Source organism: Niabella sp. ZPM-14 (genome assembly GCF_055693045.2).
On the sequence record NZ_CM181148.1, the window covers coordinates 2,238,569 to 2,262,584 of the forward strand.

The 24,016-nt window shown below is 47.8% G+C and carries 13 protein-coding genes; 12 read left to right on the plus strand and 1 reads right to left on the minus strand.

Features of this window, described 5'->3' with window-relative positions:
- Positions 1-28: 28 nt before the first annotated feature.
- Entirely contained in the window at positions 29-4,150 is a 4,122-nt protein-coding gene (locus ACU37H_RS09555) for a hybrid sensor histidine kinase/response regulator transcription factor (protein WP_472701752.1), read from the minus strand.
- A gap of 276 nt (positions 4,151-4,426) precedes the next feature.
- Between ACU37H_RS09555 and ACU37H_RS09560 the strand changes: the two genes are divergently transcribed.
- The 12 genes from ACU37H_RS09560 to ACU37H_RS09615 all read left to right on the plus strand — a co-directional run bounded on the left by ACU37H_RS09560 (position 4,427) and on the right by ACU37H_RS09615 (position 23,740).
- The gene (locus tag ACU37H_RS09560) at positions 4,427-7,615 is read left to right on the plus strand and encodes a SusC/RagA family TonB-linked outer membrane protein (protein ID WP_472701751.1); all 3,189 of its coding nucleotides are present in this window, start codon (positions 4,427-4,429) and stop codon (positions 7,613-7,615) included.
- 10 nt (positions 7,616-7,625) lie between these two features.
- Positions 7,626-9,422 carry a RagB/SusD family nutrient uptake outer membrane protein gene (locus tag ACU37H_RS09565; RefSeq protein WP_472701750.1) on the plus strand — a complete coding sequence of 599 codons (1,797 nt, stop codon included), beginning with the start codon at positions 7,626-7,628 and terminating at the stop codon, positions 9,420-9,422.
- Between the two features lie 57 nt (positions 9,423-9,479).
- On the plus strand, positions 9,480-11,174 hold the full coding sequence (locus ACU37H_RS09570; RefSeq protein WP_472701749.1) for a hypothetical protein: 1,695 nt from the start codon (positions 9,480-9,482) through the stop codon (positions 11,172-11,174).
- Positions 11,175-11,323: 149 nt separating this feature from the next.
- Entirely contained in the window at positions 11,324-12,523 is a 1,200-nt protein-coding gene (locus ACU37H_RS09575; protein WP_472701748.1) for a glycoside hydrolase family 88 protein, read from the plus strand.
- Positions 12,524-12,548: 25 nt separating this feature from the next.
- A complete protein-coding gene (locus tag ACU37H_RS09580) occupies positions 12,549-13,982 on the plus strand; it encodes an alpha-L-fucosidase (protein WP_472701747.1) in 1,434 nt (477 codons plus the stop codon).
- 28 nt (positions 13,983-14,010) lie between these two features.
- Positions 14,011-15,414: an alpha-L-fucosidase gene (locus tag ACU37H_RS09585; RefSeq protein ID WP_472701746.1), complete on the plus strand. Its 1,404-nt coding sequence runs from the start codon at positions 14,011-14,013 to the stop codon at positions 15,412-15,414.
- Positions 15,415-15,429: 15 nt separating this feature from the next.
- Positions 15,430-16,992, plus strand: a complete 1,563-nt coding sequence (locus tag ACU37H_RS09590; protein WP_472701745.1) for a beta-N-acetylhexosaminidase — start codon at positions 15,430-15,432, stop codon at positions 16,990-16,992.
- A gap of 12 nt (positions 16,993-17,004) precedes the next feature.
- Complete coding sequence (locus tag ACU37H_RS09595; protein WP_472701744.1) at positions 17,005-18,270, plus strand: DUF2264 domain-containing protein; 1,266 nt, start codon at positions 17,005-17,007, stop codon at positions 18,268-18,270.
- Positions 18,271-18,362: 92 nt separating this feature from the next.
- On the plus strand, positions 18,363-18,938 hold the full coding sequence (locus tag ACU37H_RS09600; RefSeq protein ID WP_472701743.1) for a hypothetical protein: 576 nt from the start codon (positions 18,363-18,365) through the stop codon (positions 18,936-18,938).
- A gap of 260 nt (positions 18,939-19,198) precedes the next feature.
- Positions 19,199-19,711: a hypothetical protein gene (locus ACU37H_RS09605; RefSeq protein ID WP_472701742.1), complete on the plus strand. Its 513-nt coding sequence runs from the start codon at positions 19,199-19,201 to the stop codon at positions 19,709-19,711.
- Positions 19,712-19,876: 165 nt separating this feature from the next.
- On the plus strand, positions 19,877-21,136 hold the full coding sequence (locus ACU37H_RS09610) for a PepSY-associated TM helix domain-containing protein (RefSeq protein WP_472701741.1): 1,260 nt from the start codon (positions 19,877-19,879) through the stop codon (positions 21,134-21,136).
- A 165-nt stretch (positions 21,137-21,301) separates the two neighbouring features.
- Complete coding sequence (locus ACU37H_RS09615; protein ID WP_472701740.1) at positions 21,302-23,740, plus strand: TonB-dependent siderophore receptor; 2,439 nt, start codon at positions 21,302-21,304, stop codon at positions 23,738-23,740.
- Positions 23,741-24,016: the final 276 nt, after the last annotated feature.

A 24,016-nucleotide genomic window follows, 5' to 3' on the forward strand; every position in this document is an offset into this window, starting at 1 on the left:
CTGGCTTTCTTACCTATTGGCTATGACATTAACTGCTGAATGACATAGCGTATTGTTTCGGGCTTTGCCCAAACTTCTTCTTAAACTCGGCGCTAAAATGTTTTCTATCCTGATAACCCACTGCGTAACAAACTTCATACACGGCAAGGTTTTTTTGCTGTAATAACTCTGCAGCTTTTTGAAGCTTCACCGACTTAATAAAATCATTCACGGACAGGTTAGTGACCGCTTTCATTTTTTTGTATAGGACCGGCACACTCATTCCTATCTTTTGCGACAGGATCGTAACATTAAAAGAAGGATCGTCCAAATACTGATCAATGATGTGTAAGACCTCTTTTAAAAAGTCGTTGTCCAGCTCATGGATCGCAATAACAGGGCTTTCTTCGATGGCTTCCTGGATCGATCCGGCCTGTATTTGTTGCTGCAGGTATTCACGGCTTCTTTCCCGGGTAGACAGTAAATTTCTTACAGTAAGTTCCAGCACTTTCCTGTTGAATGGCTTGGTAAGATAAATATCTGCACCCCGGCCCAGGCCAGCAATATGATCCTGCTGGGTGGTCCTGGCGGTCAGCAAAACGACGGGGATATGGCAGGTCCTGGTATCCGATTTTAAACGGAAACAAAAACTCAATCCATCTTCCTGCGGCATCATGATATCGCTGATCACCAGATCCGGTATATGGTCGGTGGCATGCAGCCATCCGCTCTTTGCGTCTTCCCGGAGTACTACTTCGTAAGTATCCGCCAGTATCTCGCGGATAGCATTCCGTATGTCCGGGTTATCATCTACCACCAGCACTGATAATTTTTTACGATCGGTATAAAGATCCGGCAATTGATATTCACTTACCGGCTCATCCGCGAATGCTTCATTATTGTTTCGCGTTTGATCGATCACTACCACACGTGGCTTCACTTCTCCCAGTTGCTTTCGAAAATGTTCTTTCCCTTTTAACAACAGCACAGCGAAGGTGGTCCTTCGCTCCTCGTGGTCTGCTTCCGGCAGTACGCTGTCGACCTCTATTTTGGCACTGTGCAGGGCAGCGATCTTGCTGGAGAGCGCCAGGCCGATACCATATCCCTTATTCTGCGAGCCGCTGTCATTGACCTGAAAAAAATTATTGAACAGTTTGTCTTTGTATTCCGGCGCAATCCCCCGTCCGTTGTCCGACACAGCGACTTTCAGGTGATCTTCATGCTCTGATATATGCACACTGATCCTCCCTCCATCCGGTGTAAACTTAAACGCATTACTGATCAGATTGAAGAATACTTTCTCCATCTGTTCACGGTCAAAGTATAAAAGCGGTTTGGATACATCGTGAGTGAATGAGATCTTCATATCTCGCGACAGCGACAACTCCCTGAAGTGTTCATAGATATCTTTTACAAAAGCGACTAAATCATGCGCTGCAATCGTAAGCTTGAGATGTTCCGTTTCTACTTTACGGAAATCCATCAGCTCTTCTGACAAGCGCAACAGGTTGTCGGCATTTTTCCTGATATGCTGAAACTGCTGCTGTAAGTAATCGTCGTTCGCACGGTCATTGATCATCTTATCCACCGGCGACATGATCAGCGTCAGGTGCGTGCGGATCTCATGGGTAATATTGGTAAAGAAGTCCATCTTATGCTGATGCAGCGCTTCTTCTTTTTTTATCAGCTCTTTCAGATAAAAAAATCGAATGATGAAAAACAGGACGGTAGAAAAGATCATGATATAGATGAGGTAGGCCCACCAGGTGGCCCAGAATGGCGGCTGAACAACGATCTTCAGTTCTTTTGCATCGCTCCATTTACCATCGTTGTTAGCCCCTTTCACAGCCAGTGTATAAGTGCCCGGCTTCAGGTTCATGTAGGTGACAGAAGGGTTGTCGGTTTCCGTCCATTCTTTTTCAAATCCTTCTAACCGGTAAACATACCTGTTCTTTTCAGGCTTGATATAATTGAGCAGCGCGAAATCAATGGTAAACACATTCTGATCATAGCTCAGTTGAAGCGCCCGGCCGGGATCAATGGGTTCTGCCTTGTTCCTGCTCAGCGTTTTCAAATGCGTAAACTCAACAGGAACGGGCGTCGTATTGGATAAAAAAGACGCGGGATCAAAGCTGATAAAGCCGTTAAAGCCTCCAAAATAAAACGTGCCATCCCTGTCTTTAAAATAAGCGTTGTAATTAAAGCTGTTGGATGGCAGGCCATCTGCTTTGGTATAGATCTGATAGGCTCCGGAGCCGGGTTGCAGCTTGATCAGCCCGCTTGCCGTTGCCAGCCATATAAAGCCATTGTCATCTTCCAGTATTCCCAACACCGTGCTTTCCGTCCCATTTCTTTTGAATGAATAGCTGAACACTTTTTGTTTAGCGGGATCAAACTTTCTCAGGCCCTCATCTTCTATAGCGAACCAGATATTGCCACTCTTGTCTTCCTGGATGCTGGTGATGTGTAGCGCTCTACCCGCCGAGCCATTCAGGTCTGATCTTAACGGGAGTGCTTTTTTCAGTTGGTTATCAATCACGAACAGTCCGTCGGAAGTGGTGATCCACACTGTACCTTTTGAATCGGGGAAGATCCTCTTAATATTTTTATTTCGGAGCAGTGTCAGATTGAATTCATGACTGATATCGGTGAGCTCGATCCCGTTGCGCTGGTACACTTTTACATCCTGTATGCCTCCCTGAAAGCCGAGCCATAAATGCTGGTATTGATCTTCGGTGATGGCAGCAATTTCTGATTTTAAGAAGGCCGGACTTTCGGGATGATAGAAATAGGTTTTAAACCGTCCGTCCTGGTAAAGATTCAATCCACCGGCATGCGTTCCTACCCACAAATGTCCATCCCGGTCTTTGAACAGTGTTTTGATCAGATTGGACCCGATCCCGCTTGATCCCTGTGTATAATAAGTGAACCGGTTAGCGGCACGATCGTAATGATTCAAGCCACCGCCTTCAGTCCCTATCCACAGGTCACCTTCGTTGTCAGAAGCGATGGAGCTTACGACGTTATTACTCAGGCCGGTGTTGGAACCATTGCTCTGCCAGGATTTGAAATCAGAAGGAAATGGATTGACCAGATTAACGCCGCCAAAAAAAGTTCCGATCCACACATAATTATTATGGTCCAGGAAGACACTGTGCACCGAGTTTTGGCTCAGGCTGTTTTTATTGAGGGGATCATTTTTATAATTCGTGATCGTCTTGTTTTGCCAGTCCAGGCGGGAAATACCCTCCTGCGTTCCGATCCAGACTGCACCGGCGCTGTCGGCTTTGATCATCCTGATATGATCGTTAACAAGCGGGAGGTCGCGCGACGCTGACGTTAACCGGACAAAACGATCCGAATTTTTTGTAAGCAGATTGACGCCCCTGCTCGGCGTGCCTATCCAAAGATTGCCGTATTGATCCCCGGTGACAGAGGTAATGATATTGCTGCTCAGACTGTGTTCATTCAGCGGCTCATGCCTGAATGTTTTGTAGCGCCAGCCCCTGCGATGTGGCTTTATCTGAGTGAGCCCACCATTGGATCCTACCCAGACCGTCCCGTTATTTTCCCGGTACACACACTGAATACTATTTTGAGGAATAGCGTTGGAATGGTAAGCGCCGACCCGCTCAGGCACAAAGGGCTTGCGGCTTTTCATCCGGAAAAGTCCCTTGCTGGTGGCCAGCCAGATCTGCTGTTGCACATCTCTGAACATCCCGTACGTAACAAACGACTGCTTTTTGCCGTCCAGGTAAACCGGTTCAAAAGTTTGTTGATCCAGGTCGAAGTTGGCCAGGCCATTGCTTAAACCTACCCAAATGCTGCTTTTCCCGTCCAGGACCAGCGATGTGATTTCTGCGGGAGACCGAAGCGGCTCGAATGATGGCTGGAAGACCTGGAAGTTTTTTCCATCGAAACGGTTCAAGCCGTTCCTGGTGCCGAACCACATAAATCCATGCGCATCTTCGCAGATGGCATACACCGTGTTTTGTGACAGGCCCGACTCCGTAGTCCAACTATTGAAAGATAGCTTTTGTGCCCGGCAGCAGAGCGATACGAGCAGCAGCAAGCAAGAGCAAAGGGCAAAAATTTTAGTCAATTTGGAAGGCATGTTGAGAATGAAAGCTACAAATTCTTTATGATTTGATGGCACGATCGTATGCAGCATTCTAAAAACCAAACTTTTTATTATTGATTTACAACAACTTAATCTGGTTGTTATAATTCCCCCCTATTTTATTTAAAGCAGCCCCCCATGCTTTTTTTGATGCGCCGATAAATTCACATCGGCGATTGCATCATTCCATAATTGAAGTGCTCTTTATTGGATGAAACTGGCGAACGTTTAAGCACTTGCTCTCTTCAAAACGTTCGGGCCTCGACTTATCAAGAACACCAGGCAACTAAATATTCGGTAAACCAACTTAAACAAACGAATTTTATTATGAGTTTTTGTACTAAAGTCTTCGAAACCTGCCGGGCCAACTGCATCAGGCGCTTTCCTGTTTTCCTCTTTTTTCTTTTGATCCACACAAACAAAGCGATGTCAGCCAACAGCTCATGGCTTCAACAAAACCCGGTTATTAAAGGTACCGTCCTTGACTCTGCCTCGAATCAACCCCTTCAGGGCGTGACCGTCACAGAACTGGGCACCAATAATGCCACGGCCACTAACGAAAAAGGGCAATATGAACTCCGCCTTCAAAACAGCAACGCCACCATTGAAGTCCACTCGATTGGCTACCGGTCCGTGCAATTGCCTGTGAACGGCCAGGCGGTCATTGATATCTCCCTCACCACGGAGAACGCGGCGATGGATGAAGTAGTGGTGGTCGGGTTCGGAACTCAGAAGAAGCAATACCTGACAGGAACGATCACACAAATCGATTCGAAAAAACTGGAGAACCGTCCGGTGAACAATATTGGCCAGGCGCTGCAGGGGTTGGCTCCTAACCTCAATGTGACCATTGCCAATGGCTCTCCCAATACCACCCCTTCGCTCAATATCCGCGGAGGTACCTCGTTCAGCAAAAACTCAAGTGGTGTCATGCAGGTCAATAACGGCAGCCCTTACACCCTGGTAGATGGCGTTGAAATGGACATCAGCCTGCTGAATCCGGAAGATATTCAATCGATCTCTGTCTTGAGCGACGCTGCTTCTTCGGCGATCTATGGTGCCCGAGGCGCTTATGGTGTCATCCTGGTCACTACCAAAAAAGGAGCTAAAGGAGGTCGCACTAATGTCAGCTACTCAAACATGTTTCAATGGAACCGGCCCAGCGCGATCCCGGACCTGCTGGGTGCTGAAGAGATCCAGCGCGCCGTTGTTAACAGCTACGCACTGACCGGTCAGAACGAAGCGCCTCAAACCGCCATCGCTTTGCTGGACAGCATCGTGGCTTATAAAAACGATCCTGCCAGAAATCCCTATTATATGATCGGCAGCCAGATACAATGGATCGCCGATATCAATCCTTACGAACTGGCAGTGAGAGATTGGGCGCCCTCGCAAAAGCATAACCTGAACCTGTCAGGCGGCACAGGCAAAACCACCTACTATGCCTCCCTTGGGTATTTTGGACAGGAAGGTATGTATCGATTCAATACCGATAAATTCAAACGATACAATTTCATGCTCAACACTTCTACGACGGTTACAGACTGGTTCAAGGTAGATCTGAAAACCAATTATAACCGGTCGATTTACACCGAGCCTGTCAACCCATCCGGCAAAGGCGGCTGGTGGAGAGCTTTGTCGCAAGAGCCCGGCCGGAATGTGTTCATACCGCTGCGCACACCAGCGAACGCACCGGTACCGAATGCTTTCACGGACAATATCCTTTCGTTCATGGACTATGGCTCGTCTGATAAGAATGATGAGGACATTATGCTGATCACGGCCTCGCCCACGATCACACCGCTGAAAAACTGGAATATCAAAGCAGACTTTTCTTACCGCTCACAAAATATCAGGAATAAAACAGTGGTTCCCTACCAGGAGCGGATCGGCGGCAGCTGGACCGCAGTAGTAACGGACTATACCAATCCCAGTTATGTCTACAAAGATGTGACTGCTATCAATCACTTCGTTACGAATATTTATACAGACTATTCTTTGAAACTCAATGATCATAACATTTATGGCCTGGTGGGTTATAACCAGGAACTCAATAAAACCGATTACCTCTGGAGCAATAAGACCGAGCTGATCAACGCTCAAACGCCGACTATCGGCCTGGCTTCGGGGCAACTCACGGGCAGCGACCAGGAGCGGGAATGGGCCGTGAAAGGAGCTTTTTACCGGTTGACGTATGACTATAAAGGAAAATACCTGCTGGGATCGAATGGTCGCTACGACGGCAGCTCGCGGTTTGCGACCAGCACGCGGTTCAAGATGTTTCCCACGTTCTCCGCCGGTTGGCGCATTTCGGAGGAACGGTTTTTCTCGGGTCTGAAAGAAGTGGTGAGCGACCTGAAATTCAGGGGAAGCTACGGCAGCCTCGGCAACCAGAACGTGGGAACGGATATGTGGTTGCGCCTATACGGCAGAACCGACCAGGTGAATTATATTTTCGGCGGCGTGAGACCGCTGGGCATTACTCCGCCCGGGCTGATCGACCCCAACCTGACCTGGGAAACCGCTACCACACTGGATCTTGGCGTAGACGCTACACTTTTCAAAAAACTCAATATCAGCTTTTCCTGGTATGACCGGAAGACGACAGACATCCTGGTGGACGGCGCCAAATACCCCGCTGTGCTGGGCGCAGCACCGCCCACGACCAATTCGGGCGTGTTAGACACCAAAGGCTTCGACTTCCAGGCGAGTTATAATAACACTACGGCCGGAGGCTTCAATTATGACATTACTGCAACCCTGTCTAATTACAAGACGAAAGTGGTCAGCTTTAGCGGCAATCCTAATATGCTGCTGAGCACTTTGTACAACGGCCAGATCGTGGGTGATATCTGGGGATATGACACCTATGGCATTTTCCAGAGCGAGGAAGAGATCGCCAACGCGCCGCTGCATACCGGATCCAGAGCGCCGCACTCCGGCCTCCTATTCCCGGGCGATGTCAGGTTCAATGATCTGGATGGAAATGATTCCATCTATTCAGGCACCACCGTGCTGAACCCCGGCGACCTGAAGATCATTGGCAACTCTACGCCCAAATACGCATTCAGCCTGAATTCCTTCCTGAGCTGGAAAAGCTTTGACTGTAATATTTTCCTGCAGGGAATCGGAAAGCGCGACGTATACATCTCCGACAACTTATATTGGGGAGCGATCAATGGCGGCATCGGCACACGCGAAGTGTATAGTGACAGCTGGACACCCTCCAATACCGACGCCGAATTTCCTGCCTATAAAAGCCGTGCCTCCAACGTCACGACACAAACCCGTTTCCTGCAAAATGCGGCTTACCTGAGGGTGAAGAATCTTTCGCTGGGCTATACCTTACCCGCGCTGCTCGCGAAAAAAGTGGCGATGCAGAAATTGAGAATCAACGCATCGGCTTATAATATTTTTCAGATCTCCAGTGTACCTAAATACTTTGATCCGGAAGTGCTTTCCGCTAACTATCCCATGTTAAAATCAATTGCCTTCGGTATTCAAGCCACTTTCTAAAATGAATTTTATGACACGTACTAATATTCTATATAAACTGTTCTTACTTACCATTGCCACCGCGCTTCTTCAATCCTGTAAAAAGGATGATTTCACCACCCGCCTTCCGCTGGACCGGATCGGGGACGAAAACTTCTGGCGCTCGGAAAACGATCTCCGTTTATACAACAATGCTATTTACCCCCTCTACATCACCGGCTTCGGAACCGGCTTTGCCGACGGCACCTTACAACCCTGGGGAGTCAACGCTTCCAAGATCGTGTACGGAGATGTGATCACGGATAACCTGGTGCCGAACAGCTATTCACCGGTGGCGGCCAATCAATACACGGTGCCTACATCCAGCGGTTCCGGCGGATGGAATTTTTCAAACATCCGTGTGTTGAATGTGTTCCTGGACAATTACAATAAGGCAGCAGTTTCTGACGACATCAAGCACCTGTATCTTGCCGAAGTGTATTTTTTTAAAGCCTGGGATTATTTTGAAAAAGTAAAACTCTTTGGCGATGTTCCCTGGATCAACAAGGAATTGAATACCGATTCTGAGGAGTTGTATGCGCCGAGAACGCCTCGCGCAGTGGTCATGGACTCCGTTATGGATCTGCTTGACAAGGCCGTTAGCTGGCTACCGGCCAAGGGCAGCGAGGAGAACGGACGCATCAACAAAAACGTAGCGTTGCACTTGAAGGCGAAGATCGGCCTGCATGAAGGCACTTTTCGTAAATATCATCAACTCGCAGACGGACAGAAGTTCCTGAGATATGCAGCGGACGCCTGCGAGCAGATCATGGCGGCCGGTTATAGCATCTATAAATATCCCGACGTCAGCGACCCTTACAACAAGATGTTCGCACAATATAGTTATGCCAGTAACCCGGAGATCATCCTGTGGCGCCAGTACTCGGCAGACCTGACGTTAGGATCAGCCTTCAGTCGCTACTTTGCCCAGAACCTGAGACATCAAAGCGGCATCTCCAGGAACCTGGTTGATGAATATCTCTGCACAGATGGTTTGCCTATCAGCGTAAGTCCCTTGTTTAATGAAGAAGATCGCGGGCTGATCACTAAAGAGTTTGCCAACCGCGATCCGCGACTGTCGCAAACCGTGGCACAGTATGGTATGTATCAGAATGTCTCCGACGTAATGGGATCTAACAACGCGCCCAAACCTAATATTCCCGGCCTTTCAGGCAATAAATGTCCCACCGGTTACCGGATGGCTAAATGGTTCTTAAATGACCCGGCGGACTGGGCGAGGGTCGCGAATGGAATGCAGGCCACACCGGTATACCGGTTTGCAGAAACATTGCTCATCTATGCAGAGGCTAAGGCAGAATTGGGAGAATGCGATCAAACCGTTTTAGACCATACGATCAATAAAATAAGAGACCGTGTGGGCATGCCGCATTTAATGATCAACGCCCTGCCGCAAGATCCTGAACTGGACGCAGCTTATCAGCAATATTGTGATTATATGCCGTCTGCATTGCTTCGCGAAATCAGGAGGGAAAGAAGGATTGAGATGGCCGCTGAAGATGTAAGATGGGACGATCTCATGAGGTGGAAAGCCGGAGGTTTCCTGAACATACCCGTGCTGGGCATGAAGTTCGTTCAATCCGAATACCCCACATTAAAACCAGGACAAGGCATTTTCCTGAATGAAGAAGGATACATCGAACCTTATCAAAAAACGCTGCCGGGACGAAACCGCGTCTTCGATGACCGGCAGTATTATTTCCCCATTCCCCTGGAAGATCTGTTATTAAACCCCGCGTTAAAGCAAAATCCCGGATGGCCTGAAAACTAACAGACCTACCTTGTTCAACCTGTCACCAGTTATTTTTTACCAATAAAATCATCTCTTATGGCTAAACAAATGATCACTGTTCCTGGTCTCTGCGCGCTCCTGCTAATCGGAGCCAACGGTTGCAAAAAATATCAGGCACCGGACGCAGACACACCGGCACCAACATCGGCGAGAGCGGTAAACACCGCAGGATTCGTCACCAATCCGGTAAACCTCAACGTGGTTTACTTTATTCCTACGGACAATCCCGCTCCCAGCGACTACAAAACCCGTGTCAGCGAGTACCTGATCTACTTTCAGGATTGGGTTAAAGCAGAAATGGCGCGCAATGGCTTTGGCGAAAAGACCTTTGGGTTGCCGCTCGATTCTGCTACTAATAAGGTAAGACTGATCACGGTATATGCGCAGGAAGGACAGGCTGGATATCCGTATTCGGCTTCGGTATCTGCCAACAAGATCATCAATGAGATCAACGCGTATAAAGCTACACACCCTTCAGAATTCAGCAGTAACAATCACACGTTGATCCTGTTGCCTAAGCGCACCGATGTTTTTGACCAGCCCTATTATGGTTGGGGTAAAACCTGTTTTGCTGTAGACCACGCCGGTTTGAGTGTCGCCAACCTCGGCAATTCTTCGCAGGTATCTACGCTAATGGGCGGCATGCTGCACGAGCTGGGTCATGGACTTAACCTGCCACATGATGAAGAAAAGTTTACCAGTGAAAAGCCGGTACTGGGCACCAGCCTCATGGGCGCCGGCAACAGTACTTTTGGTTATTCCGCTACGTTCCTGAGCTATGGAGATTGTGCTATCCTCGATAAGAATGAAGTGTTTCAGCCTGCAGCCGCGGGTTCTTATTACACAAGCAGTACAGCGAACATTGTCCTGAAGTCCTTTGATGTAAGCACCTCTGCCAGTACGATCACGATCAGCGGTAAGTTTACCAGCTCTCACACGGCAGCACATGCGTTATTGTATTTTGATCCCGTCACCACCAATAATACCGATCATAATGCCATTCAATGGGCGGTGCCTACGATTAATAATGATAGCTTCCGGGTAGTTTGCAATATCAATGACTTCCGCATCAAAGGGACGATTGATTACAATCTTAATATCAGGTTGATCCTGGCAAATGGAAATCTACATGCCAAATCCTATGCTTTCAAATTTGTCAATGACATTCCAAAGATCGTTGACACGTTATCCGTTTATCAAAACTGTAGCTACGGCGGGTACAAGGTGTCGCTTCCTTTTGGGTCCTACACTACCTCAGAGCTGGTAGCAAAAGGTGTTACCGACAATGATGCGTCGTCCCTGGCACTTCCCATCGGAACGACTGCGATTCTTTTCGATGGTGATAATTTTTCAGGAACTACTGTCACGCTTTCAGATGGCAATTCAAGCTGCCTGCAATCCAACAGCTTTAATGACAAGCTTTCCTCTTTGATATTCATACCCACAAGATCTGCCAGCTCCGCAACAATCAACTTTTATAAGCATTGCTCTTATGGAGGATATAATGTGACGCTGGGAATCGGTGGATACACTACGGCGGACCTGGTCGCCGCAGGCATTACCAATAATGATATTTCGAGCCTGAAAATCCCGGCGGATCTGAAAGTTACCTTGTACGACGATGATCAATACCGCGGCGCCAGCTATACAGCAACGGGTGCGACAGATCTTTCTTGTCTTCCTTCCAGCTTTAACGACAAAACCAGTTCCCTGATCATTTCAAAAAAATAGGTATCAACAGAACCTGTCCGGATAAGTGAAGTTGCGATGGGGGTTTCGGAAAAATTCAGACAGGTTCTACCTATACATTTCACCTGAAAACCCACGACAAACATGAAAAAAAGTGGTACACTATATCGTTCAAATAGCTTAAGCGTTTTATGATGATGAAAAAATTTTTTGTGCTGGTATTTACCATTCTTGCGGGCCTATTTCAATCACGGGCCCACAACCCGGGCGCGCCGGACATGGCGCAGCTGATTGATGATAACTTTGCCTTTGCCGGTGCCCAGTACAAATACATGATGAAGCTGACTCCGGCCGATGAGATGCCTCAGTCCTATGACACCAAAAACAAAAAATTTATTTCTTATGAACGCACCTGGTGGTGTACGGGCTTTTATCCCGGCTCGTTATGGTATATTTATGAACAAACAAAAGATCCTGTGATCAAAAAGGAAGCGGAGCGCGCCTTGCAGGTCATTGAACCGAACAAAGCCTACACCGGCAATCACGACCTGGGCTTTATGATGTATTGCAGCTTTGGCAACGCCTACCGGATCACAAAGAATGAAGCTTATCAACCAATCCTACATGAAGCGGCCGCTTCTCTGGCAACCCGATACAGACCGGCAGCCGGGATCATTCAATCCTGGAACACCAATCAATATTTCAAATGCCCGGTGATCATCGACAACATGATGAACCTCGAGCTGTTGTATTGGGTAAGCAACGATGGTGGTGACCCGCGGTTCAAAGAGATTGCGATCAATCATTCGAACACTACTTTAAAAAATCAGTTCAGGAAAGATCATAGTTCATATCATGTCATCGACTATGATGTGCAAACGGGGCAGGTATTGCGGAAAGCCACCTGGCAGGGCGCTGCCGATTGTTCGTCCTGGTCGCGCGGACAAGGCTGGGGCTTGTATGGATACACCATGATGTACCGTTTCTCCCGTGATCCACGCTACCTGAAGCAGGCCTGTGACATCGCTGATTTTATTTTAAAGCACCCTAATTTGCCCGAGGATAAAATACCTTACTGGGATTTTGACGCACCGCAGATACCACACGCAAAGAGAGATGCATCGGCTGGCGCGCTGATTGCCTCCGCCTTGCTGGAATTGGGACAATATACTAAAGGCAGCGTCCGCGCCTTTTATGTAGACAATGCAAAGCAAATGATGGTTTCGCTTTCAGGCGAACGCTATAAATCAAAGCCGGGCGAAAACGGCGGTTTCCTGTTAAAACATAGCACAGGCGCGCTACCTTTAAATTCGGAAGTAGATGTGCCGTTAATCTATGCAGACTACTATTTTCTGGAAGCCATGAAGCGCTATAAAGATTGGTATTTATAATTTAGAGATTTTTAAAAAAATATAGATGATTCAAAAAATAAAAAGCTTACTGATACTGAGTACCGTTTTATTGAGCGGCATAAATATCACCCGTGCCCAGGACAGTGCAAAGCAAATCGAGCTCAGGCATGGCGCTCATCGAGTTGGCAAGCGTACCGATGCGGCTATGGCACGCTGGCGCGCTTACGGTCTGGGCCAATTCATTCACTGGGGCGCTTACTCCATTTTAGGAGGTAAATACAATGGCGAATATTACAAAGGCGCTGCTGAGTGGATCCGCGTGTGGGACAAAGTGCCCAATAATGTTTACGACAACCTGTACCAACAATTTGATCCGCAGCAATACCAGCCCGAAGCCTGGGCCGCCATGGCCAAACAAATGGGTGTGAAATATCTGACGTTTACCACCAAACATCATGATGGCTTTTGCCTGTGGCCTTCGAAGTATACCGATTACGACATCAGCAACACGCCCTACAAGAAGGATATCATACGACCACTGGTTGATGCCTACACCAGGGCCGGCATCGACGTCTATCTTTATTTCTCCATCATGGATTGGAGCCATCCCGACTGGCGCTATGATCTGAAAACGAAAGAAGATACGCTCGCCTTCAACCGGTTTAAAGCGTTCACTAAAAATCAGTTAACTGAATTATTGACGCTCTATCCTGAAACCAAAGGCCTCTGGTTTGACGGCACCTGGGATGCCAGCTGGAAAAAGAATGGCGCCTTTACCGATTCGCTGGAACAATACCTGAAAAAATTGCGACCCGGATTGATTATCGGAAGCCGCTTAAGAGCTGATGAATTTGGCAATCGGCACAATGACGCTAACGGCCTGTTGATGGGAGATTACGAACAAGGCTGGGAACGCAAGATCCCCAAGACCTATGCCGACGTTCATGGCAATGATTGGGACTGCGTTATGACGATCCCCGAAAATGGCTGGGGCTACCAGGAGCAATGGCTGGGGCATTGGAAGAAGCCGGTGGAGCTGATTGAAATGCTGGCGCAGTGCGTGTCGCTCGGCGGAAACCTGGTTGTGAACTTCGGACCCAAAGGTGACGGTTCGTTCAGGCCGGAAGAAATAGCCACTGCCAGAGAAATAGGCGATTGGATGAAAATCAACAAGGAAGCCATCTACAATTGCGAATACGCCGGTTGGGAAAAACAGGACTGGGGTTATTACACCCGGAAGCGAAACAGTGATAAGATATATATGATCGTATTCAACCTCCCGATATCGGGACAGTTGAAAGTCCAGCCTCCTAAAGGCTGGACGATAGCAAAGGCGGCGCTATTACAAAGCCGCGAAATACTTACTGCGCAATCGATTGACTACGGCGCTTACCATATTCAATTACCAAAAGTCATTAACTTTAAGCACCCCTTTGTTATTGAGCTTGAAACAAAGAAGGGGAACGCTGCCAACAAAGAGCAGAAGGCCAAAACTTAATTTTTATTAAACAATAAATAAAACACGTATGAAAACAAAACGATTGAGCTGGCTTCCTATGCATCTTTCTTTCCTGGTTACGTTGACAGCGCTGACGTGGTCTGCAACAGCCCAGACGCTGCCTACTCCCGCCTGGGCCAAAGAAAGCGCTGCGGCTAAAGAAAAACGGATGCAATGGTGGACTAATGATCGCTTTGGCATGTTCATACATTGGGGCTTGTATGCCCTGCCCGCCCGCCACGAATGGGTACAAAACAGGGAACGTATTACGCCAGCCGATTACAGAAAATATTTTGAAAACTTCAACCCGGATCTGTACGATCCCAAACAATGGGCGAAGGAAGCAAAAGCCGCGGGCATGAAATACGTGGTATTGACGGCCAAACATCATGAAGGTTTTTGTCTTTGGGACAGCAAATACACTGATTACAAAGTGACCAACACGCCTTATGGGAAAGACCTCCTGAAAGACTTTGCGGATGCCTTCCGCGCAGAGGGTTTGAAAGTCGGCTTTTACTATTCCCTGATCGACTGGCATCATCCTGAATTTGAAATGGACGGCAGTCACCCTCCTACTCCTGTTGATAAGGAAGCCAGGGCCAAGGCTAACGAAAGTCGTGATATGAAAAAGTATCAGCAGTATATGAAAGACCAGGTGACTGAATTGCTTACCAAATTCGGTAAGATCGATCAGCTGTTCTTTGACTTTTCCTACAATGGCAAAGAGTATAAAGAATGGGATTCTGAGAATCTGCTGAAACTGGTGCGCAAACTGCAGCCCGATATCATTGTCAACGACCGGTTGGGTTTCCCGGTAGAAGCCAGCTGGGGATGGGATTATAAAACACCTGAACAATTCATGCCCAAAGAATGGGTGAAAGTAAACGGTCAGAAAGTGCCCTGGGAAACCTGCCAGACCTTTTCAGGATCATGGGGATATTATCGCGATGAATATTCCTGGAAAAGCCCGGAACAACTGATCGTCATGCTCGTTGAAACGGTAAGCAAAGGCGGCAACCTTTTATTGAACGTAGGGCCGACAGCAAGAGGTTATTTCGACGAGCGCGCCTCTGACCGCTTAGCGGCCATGGGCAAGTGGATGAAATTCAACAGCCGGGCTATTTACGGTTGCACCGAAGCTCCGGAAAGTTTTAAAAAGCCGGCTAATTGTTTGCTTACTTACAACCCTGCCACAAAGCGTTTATATATCCATGCCATGCAATGGCCTTTCAAAACGCTCACTTTAGAAGGATATAAAGGTCGTTTCAAATATGCGCAAATACTGGAAGACGGATCTGAGATCCGGTTTTCCACCAATACCCAATCTGGCGGACATACCACAGAAACATCCGGCGAAAACGACGTGATGCTTCACCTGCCCGTTCAAAAGCCCGGCTCAACCATTCCTGTTATTGAACTTATTTTAGAATAATGTAAATTAAATTAAATGAACAACCGTAGACTTCTGCTTATTCTCGCCATCATTATGACCCAGGTGCATGCCCGCGCGCAGCAAGCATGTCCCATCATCCCGCAACCGCTTAAAGCGACAGCAGTATCGCAAACGTTCACACTTGGCAAAAACACGGCGGTTACCATCAGCCATGATTCCCTGCGCGCCGTCGCTTTGTATCTGCAACAGCAACTATTAATTCAAAGCGGTGTGCCGTTGGTATTTCAGAAGAAAGGACATCGGCCGTCCGTTAACATCGCCATTGAACGGAAAGGCAGAAAGGAAGAAGCCTATGCCATCTCTATGAATGCTGAAACAGTGCACATTACCGGCGAAACGCTCAAAGGTGCGTTTTACGGAGTAGTATCCCTGCTGCAGCTAGCCGCGCAAAGCGAAAGATCCGGAGAAAACAAGGTCCTGAATTGCTGGAACATTGAAGATGCACCGCGTTATGAATGGCGGGGTTTAATGTTGGATGAGTCGAGACATTTTTTCGGCGAAGCCAAAGTAAAGTCTATTCTCGACTGGATGGCTTTTTACAAGCTGAACCGCTTTCACTGGCATCTTACCGATGAGCCCGCATGGCGCCTTGAGATCAAACAATATCCCCGGCTTGCACTGATCGGCGGGATCGGTAACTACACGGACCCCGACGTGCCCGCACAGTTTTATACACAGCAACAAATCGCTGAAATAGTGGCCTATGCCGCTGAACGAAATATAACCGTGATCCCGGAAATAGACATGCCTGGACACGCGACCGCAGCTAATCGGGCCTACCCCGAATATAGCGGAGGCGGCAGCGAAAAGCACCCTGACTTCACCTTTCACCCGGCGAAGGAGGGTACTTATCAATACCTGACCAACATACTCCGTGAAGTGCAGGCCCTGTTCCCCTCCCGGATGTTGCATCTCGGGGGTGACGAAGTGAGCTTTGGCAATGACAAATGGATGGCAGATGCAGCCGTAAAAAAGCTGATGGCCGCCGAAAAGCTGAAGACGGTCACAGATGTGGAACGGTATTTCATGCAACGCATGGCTGATTCGGTCTTTAAAATGAACGCTAAACTGTTGGCCTGGGATGAAGTGGCGAACATGGATTTTCCCAAAAACAAAACCATTGTATTCTGGTGGCGTCACGATAAACCGGAACAACTGAAAACTGTTTTAACGAAAGGCTATTCAACCGTGCTTTGCCCGCGCCTGCCACTTTATTTTGACTTTGTGCAGGACAGCTCGCACACCGAAGGCCGTAAATGGTCCGGAGGTTTCAGCCCGTTACAAGATGTTTACAATTTTAACGCAGCTGATCTGCCCGGCGTTACGCCGGACAACCAGGATCAGATCCTGGGTATCCAGGCCAACCTGTGGACAGAGACCATGCGGCGCGTGGATCAGCTTGATTTTATGCTTTACCCAAGAATAGCCGCTTTATCGGAAGCTTCCTGGAAAGCATCCGGCACCCACCAATACGATCAGTTTACCAGCAATTTAAAGCAGCATTTCATGCTGTATAACAAAGAGGGAATCAATTTTTACCATCCCTTCAAAAAGTAGTGTGTTCTAGATATGCAAAGAAGAAATTTCCTGAAATGGTCCTCGCTGTTGAGTGTGGCAGGAGTAGCGCCATTTACCAATGCGTCTTGCGCAGCCGCAAAGACAGCATCCCCCGCCATTTCGGCCAAAACCGACCGCGCTTATTGGGTGTCCCTGCTTGATAAAATGTCAACCCCCGTCCTGGCAAATATGAGCCGCGGGGAATTACGCAAAAATATGCCGGTCGAGTACAGCCCGACCTGGGATGGCCGCAACAAACAGGTGGCCTATATGGAAGCCTTCGGCAGGCTGATCTCAGGAATCGCGCCTTTCCTGGCGCTTCCGGCTGACAACAGCGCTGAGGGGAAAGTGCGCGAACGATTGTTGCAACAAACACAACAAAGCCTCGCCCATGCCGTTGACCCTCAAAGCCCGGACTACCTGTTCTGGGGAGATGGAAAGACCGCGCAGCCACTGGTCGACGCAGCCTACATTGCCCAGGCGCTGCTATACGCGCCCGAAGTGTTGTGGAAGCCGCTAAGCGAAACCACCCAACAACAATTTATCCATGAGTTCAAAAAGATCCGGAGCATCAAACCGTTTAACAGCAACTGGCTTCTGTTCGCAGCAACGATAGAAAGCTTTTTATTAAGCATTGATGAGGAGATTGACGAAAAGCGAATCGATAACGCCATTGATAAGATCACCAGCTGGTACGTGGGCGACGGCTGGTACAGCGACGGAGAACTTTTCCATTTTGATCATTACAACGGTTATGTGATGCACCCCATGCTGGTTGATGTACTACGCGTCAATGTGGCGAAGGGCAGGAGGAAGCAGACGGAATATGACCAGGCTTATAAACGCATGCAGCGCTACGCCTCTTTCCAGGAACGATACATCTCGCCGGAGGGTACTTACCTGGTGGTAGGCCGCCCCTCCACTTACCGGGTGGGCGCTTTTCAGCCGCTGATGAAGGTGGCCCTGGAAAACGCACTGCCTAAAGAGATCAGCCCCGCGCAGGTGCGTAGCGCGCTGACAGCCGTCTTGAAGCGTATGTTCATTCCTTCTACGTTCAGGAAGGGCGACTGGCTCACGCTCGGGCTTGTGGGCGATCAGCAGGCGGATCTTTCCGATTATTATTCCAATACAGGCAGCATGTACATCACCTCGCTGGTCTTTTTATCGTTGGGTCTGCCGGCTGAGCATGAATTCTGGTCGGCTCCTTTTGCAGAATGGACCCAATTGAAAGCCTGGTCCGGAAAACCTTTCCCGAAAGATTACGCAGTCGACTATTAACATAACATATGGGAGTTTCTCCTGAAATTATTATTATTTTAGCGGCCTCGCTGTTTATGAGATTTATCCAGCATTCGTAAAATTATTTAACAATGGTAAATAATAAGAGTGCCCGTCCTAACCTTAGAAAATTGCTTGTAGAGGGTCTGAACGACCTGCCTGAAGGCCTTGGCCGCGGGCAACTTTTGCGTAGTATAGAAACGATCCTTTCGACCGGCGGTGTCGATTTCTGGTATGTCGTCAACCCGGATTGGGTGGCCTTTGTAGGCATCAACGATCCGGACCATTTCAATATCGGATCGGCAGTGGGCTATCGCCCGTTCAGCTGGCGCAATTACTCATTTTCGTTTATTGCCCAGAAAAATGACATTTCCGCGGAAGCGATCCCTTGTCTGCAGTTGCTGGACCTGATTTCTCTTTTCAGGAAAGTGCCGGAGGCTGCAGTTCCCGGTTTGATCCGGCGGCATGCCAAACTGCTACAGAATCTCTCCCGCAGCGAAAAAAGGCTATTAATGAAACTGTCGCGGAAATATACGCCGTACAACCGGACGCTCCTGGCTATTTCCCTGGACCTGATCGATGAGAAGCAGCTGTCTTACAAGATCATGGAAACGCTGAATCCGCTTACTTTTAAAAAATATAAGCAGAAATTTATGCTCGTCAGGTAACTGAAACCAGAGCGACCGAGCTGTGAATTTCATTACCGGACGGGCGATAACCGGCCGTAAAAAATTCATGATCAGCAACTTTCATTGGGCATGCTTTTTGAAAGTATTACGCCAACATACGGGGCAACCGGTCAAAAGAAACCTCTTGTGGCCGGCATTGCTCGGGTGTCCGGTCGTATCTATTATTAATATTGTTCCTGCGAATGAAATTTCATACGCAAAACTCAGATCGCTCGATTTAAACCAGTAAACATTTACGAATGAAACACATATTGATCGCCCTGCTTTTCGTTGTAACCGCCACGGTTGCATGTAAATCCAAATCAGCAGACACGGGAGCTGAACCGACAACAGCCAGTGAATATTACGAAAAAGTGACCAGTCTCGAAGAGACCATGTCAGAACCACTGCTGACCACAGAGGCAGCTATTAAAGCAAGAAGCGATAAAAAAGATTTTGAAGGCATTGCAAAGGCCGCCAAAGCGATGGAAGATACCATTGATACGCGAATCAATGCATTGAAAGAAATGGAGGCGGTCGGCAAAGGAGGCGAAGATTTTAAGCTGATGGCCACGCGCTATTTTGAATATATCAAAAGCATCTACTCCACTTATCGCAAAATAGGGGAAGCTGAAAATGAAGAAGAAAGGACCAAAGCGGCGGAAGAAATGGCTAAGATCATCAACAGCCAGGGCGCAGTAATGGCTAATTTGCAAACAGCCCAAACCAAGTTTGCAGCGGACAATCAGTTCACGATCAGTCCCCAACAATAGTATTTATTTAATCCATTGATACATCCAACCGTGCCCGGATCGTCGAGCGCCCCTGAGAGGCCCGATGATCCGGGCACACTTTTTTGACAAAATTTCCGTTTTTCGTAAATACCATCGTCGCGCACGGGTCTAATTTCGCCGGTAATTAAAAACCCTCTTCAGGCGATGATCAGAAAGGCTACATCTCAATCTAAAAAAAAGCGGCCGCGGAGCTTGTTTTACCGCATATCCGCCTGGCTACATTTGTGGCTGGGATTAATCACGGGCATTATTATGGTCGTTGTATGCCTTTGTGCCTGCATTTGGGTGTTTAATGAAGAGATCACCGGCTTCCTGGAGCCAGAAACCAGGGTAGCCAGGCAAGATCAGCCCGTCGTCCAACCTTCGCATTTGTTGAGGATCGCCGACTCACTTTACCCCGGCAAAAAGGCAGGATATGCCATTTACAAACAAGGCAGCTCCGTAACTCTTTCGCTGGGAGAAGGCCGCAAGGGCAATACCGTAATTAATGTTAATCCCTACACCGGCGCTGTCATCAAAGTGAAAGAGCACAAAGAGGGAGAAACTGATTTCTTCCGGTTTATTCTGAATGGTCACCGTTTTCTTTGGTTGCCCCCCGAAATAGGACGCCCCATTGTTAATTACAGCACGCTGATATTTGTGATCATACTGATCAGCGGTATGGTACTATGGTGGCCTAAAAAATGGACCAAAGCTGCTAAAAAGCAAGCATTCACCATTAATAGAAAAGCATCCTTTAAGCGGGTGAACTATGACCTGCACAACGTATTGGGCTTTTATGCTTTGCTCGTGCTCGCGGTAATGGCGCTCACGGGTATGGTGTATGGCATTAAATGGTACAGCAAAGGCTTATACTGGATAACTTCCGCGGGCGATACCTTGCCTGAGTTTAAAAGAGGCGGCACTTCCGACTCTACGCAGGTGGGTAAATTTTATACGCCTGCAGCCGTCATGGACAAGTGCTGGAACGAAGTGGCAGCCGCCCACCCGGAAGCAGAAGGATTTTATTACAGCTTTGCTGACCCTTCAAAGCCTGCCAGCGGCCTGAACATCACCATTTATCCTACGGCAGGCAAATATTATAACTCGCGCAGTTTTGCTTTTGATCAGCATACCGGCGAGCGATTAAAGAGCGACCATCCCGTTTACGATAAGAATTTTGAAGACGCCTCGGGCGCGGCGAAGCTCCGGCGTATGAACTACGATTTACACGTGGGCTCTATTCTCGGACTTCCCGGTAAAATACTGGCCTTTTTTGGTGCATTGATAGGCGCGAGTCTGCCCGTCACAGGTTTTATCCTCTGGTGGGGCAAACGCACGAAAAAGAAAAAGCCCGTATCGGCTGTAAAAAAGGCAACGGTACAGCAAATAAAAACGCTCGTACCAGAGCCGGTCGCACCCTGATCTTCGCGCAACCAAACCCATTTATAGCATGCGTCCGGATATCGCCGGACGCATTTTTTTATCATATGCTTAAAAAAAAATTATGTTCCCCGGCTGTTTGAATTTCCGCATTTCGTAAATGATTTGTCAGGGCGACATATAATTTCGCGCCAAATTTTTTAACTCATGATCAGGTATTTAGCCTTCTTTATTTTGACATTGTGCAGTACGAGTCTGTTCGCCAATGAACCCCTTTCAGTGATTAAAGGAACGGTGTACAGTTCAGACCGTCAACCGGTGTCCAATGCAACGGTACATGTGAAGAACACCAACCGTACCACCGTTACTGATAAAGACGGTGTGTTTTACTTTAGAAAACTGGATGCAGGCACTTACACGATAGAAGTATCTTTTGTAGGTTACGAGCCTGTTGAGCAATCTGTAGAAGTGGGAAACAATGAAACCGCAGATATTTCCATTATACTCAATGCTACGCTGGAAGACCTGGAAGAAGTGATCATTAAGGGATCGCGGAACAGGTATAAGGTTGATGAAGCCAGTAGTTCACTCAGGCTTAAAACACCTATTTTAAATTTACCGCAAAATATCCAGGTAGTGACTTCTGACGCCTTACTGGATCAGCAGGTGTTTGATATTGTAGATGGCATTACAAGAAACGTGAGCGGGGTTATCAGGCAAGGGCACTGGGATAATCAATACGCTAATATCAGGATGCGCGGATCAAAACTTCCGGCTTTCAGAAACGGGATGAACATTGAAGCCTCATGGGGTCCTACAGCGGAAGACGCGATTGTGATAGACCGGATCGAATTTGTAAAAGGTCCCGGTAGTTTTATGCTCGCAAGTGGTGAGCCGGGTGGATTCTACAATGTGGTTACTAAAAAGCCTACTGGACAAACGAAGGGCCTGGTTAACTTTTCAATGGGTAGTTTCAGCACCTATCGCGGCGGGCTTGACTTTGATGGCAAGCTAAGCAAGGATGGTAAGTTGCTTTACAGAATAGCAGCTTCAGCCCAGCAAAAAGATTTCTTTACCAAATACAATTACAGCAATCGTGTTGTAATAGCTCCTTCGTTGAAGTATTTAATCGACGACAAATCGTCCATCACATTAGAGTATAACTTTCAGGGATCGAAATATTTGTCGAACGGGAACTATACCTTTTCTCCCCGGCAATATGCTGACCCGGGCATCAGCAACAACTTCTTTTATGGTGATCCAGCCATGGAGCCGGGCAAGATAAGAGATCACAGCGCTTATTTATATTTTGATCACAAACTGAATGACCGTTGGGAAGCTCACGCGCAGGTAGCTTATTTTAACTTCAGGATGAAAGCGACCAGCACCTGGGCTAACTACCTTACTGCCGACGGAGGAATGAGCCGTTACTATAGCATGTCGGACGAAGCGGGAGAAAACCGCTTCGGTCAATTTTCATTCTCGGGGATTGAATATACGGGTCCCGTTAAACACACTATCCTGATCGGAGCTGACTTCGGAAATAAAAAATTCTGGGGCGACTTCCCAACCCTCAAAAGCGAATTGTATTTCCCGGACAGTGTATTATTCAATGTATACAATCCCAGATATGGATTGCCTGCAAATCAAATCCCAGTAGCAGACCGGTCAAAAAGCATTTATAACAGGGCTGCAGCAGGAAACTACATCAGTGTAAACACCTACGCATCTGCTTTTGTACATGACGAGATGGCCTTCTTCAAGGAAAAATTAAGGTTATCACTGGGTCTCCGGTTTACAGATATTAAAAGCGTGGGGAAAACGGGCGCGGCCGATCAAAAAGATGAAGTCTTCTCACCCAGAGTTGGTTTGAGCTATTCTATAGACAAGTCAACTTCTGTGTATGCCTTGTTTGACCAAACGTTTGTTCCGGCGCCAGGTGTGGATTTTTTCGGAAATGCCTTTAAGCCCATCCGCGGGAATGACATAGAAGGAGGAATTAAAAAAGAATGGTTTGGCGGCAGATGGATCTCTACTGTCAGCGTCTACAATATTAAACGCGTAAATGCGCTGGTTCCCGATCCCGATGCTTCGCATGTAATTGGTAACCAAACATTCAACATACAGGCAGGTGAAACAACATCAAAAGGTGTAGAGGTGGATATTGTTGGCGAAATTTTACCAGGCTTGAACCTCACAGCCAATTATGCTTATACCGACTCCAAGATCACGAAAGCATCGTCTACAACTGCTTCAGCAGCTACAGTGGGTAACCGGACCCCGTATGTTCCTTATAACGTCGCTAACGTGTGGTTGCAATACAGGCTTCAAAGCGGATTTTTAGAAGGATTTGGACTTTCAGGCGGTATTCAATCACAGACGGGAAGGTCGGTAGGCACCAGCAAACTCACTAATTTCCCTGACTATTTCCGGGCTGATGGCGGCGTCAGCTATCAGGCAGGCCGTTACGCTATTTCGCTTTTAGTAAATAACTTGTTGAACCATCAGCGCTTGCTTTCTGCAGGGTCCATGACGGCTGCCAACACGAATGTGGCAAGGGGTGGATCGCCACTAAGCGTACCTTATTACGCTTATATTGTCGAAGCAAGAAGGAATATGCGAATAGGCATCACTTACAGATTTTAAATAAGCACCATCACAACTAAGGTCAGAGGCGCACATGCGCCTCTTTGTTTTTATCAAGAATATATGCGGAGCGTAAGTCAACACCGCAACGACGGATGAAATACCGCCTATTTCACTTCGATCGGGAGGACGCATATCAGACCTGATTTGGATGAATAAAAGGCAGTGAGATTTTCGCAGACGGGTGCAAGAGCCATCTCCTTTTTGAAATGCTGTGTGAGGCGTCCTCGCCTCACACCCTTATGCTATTGCCTCCTGGCAATCAATAAAAAGTTT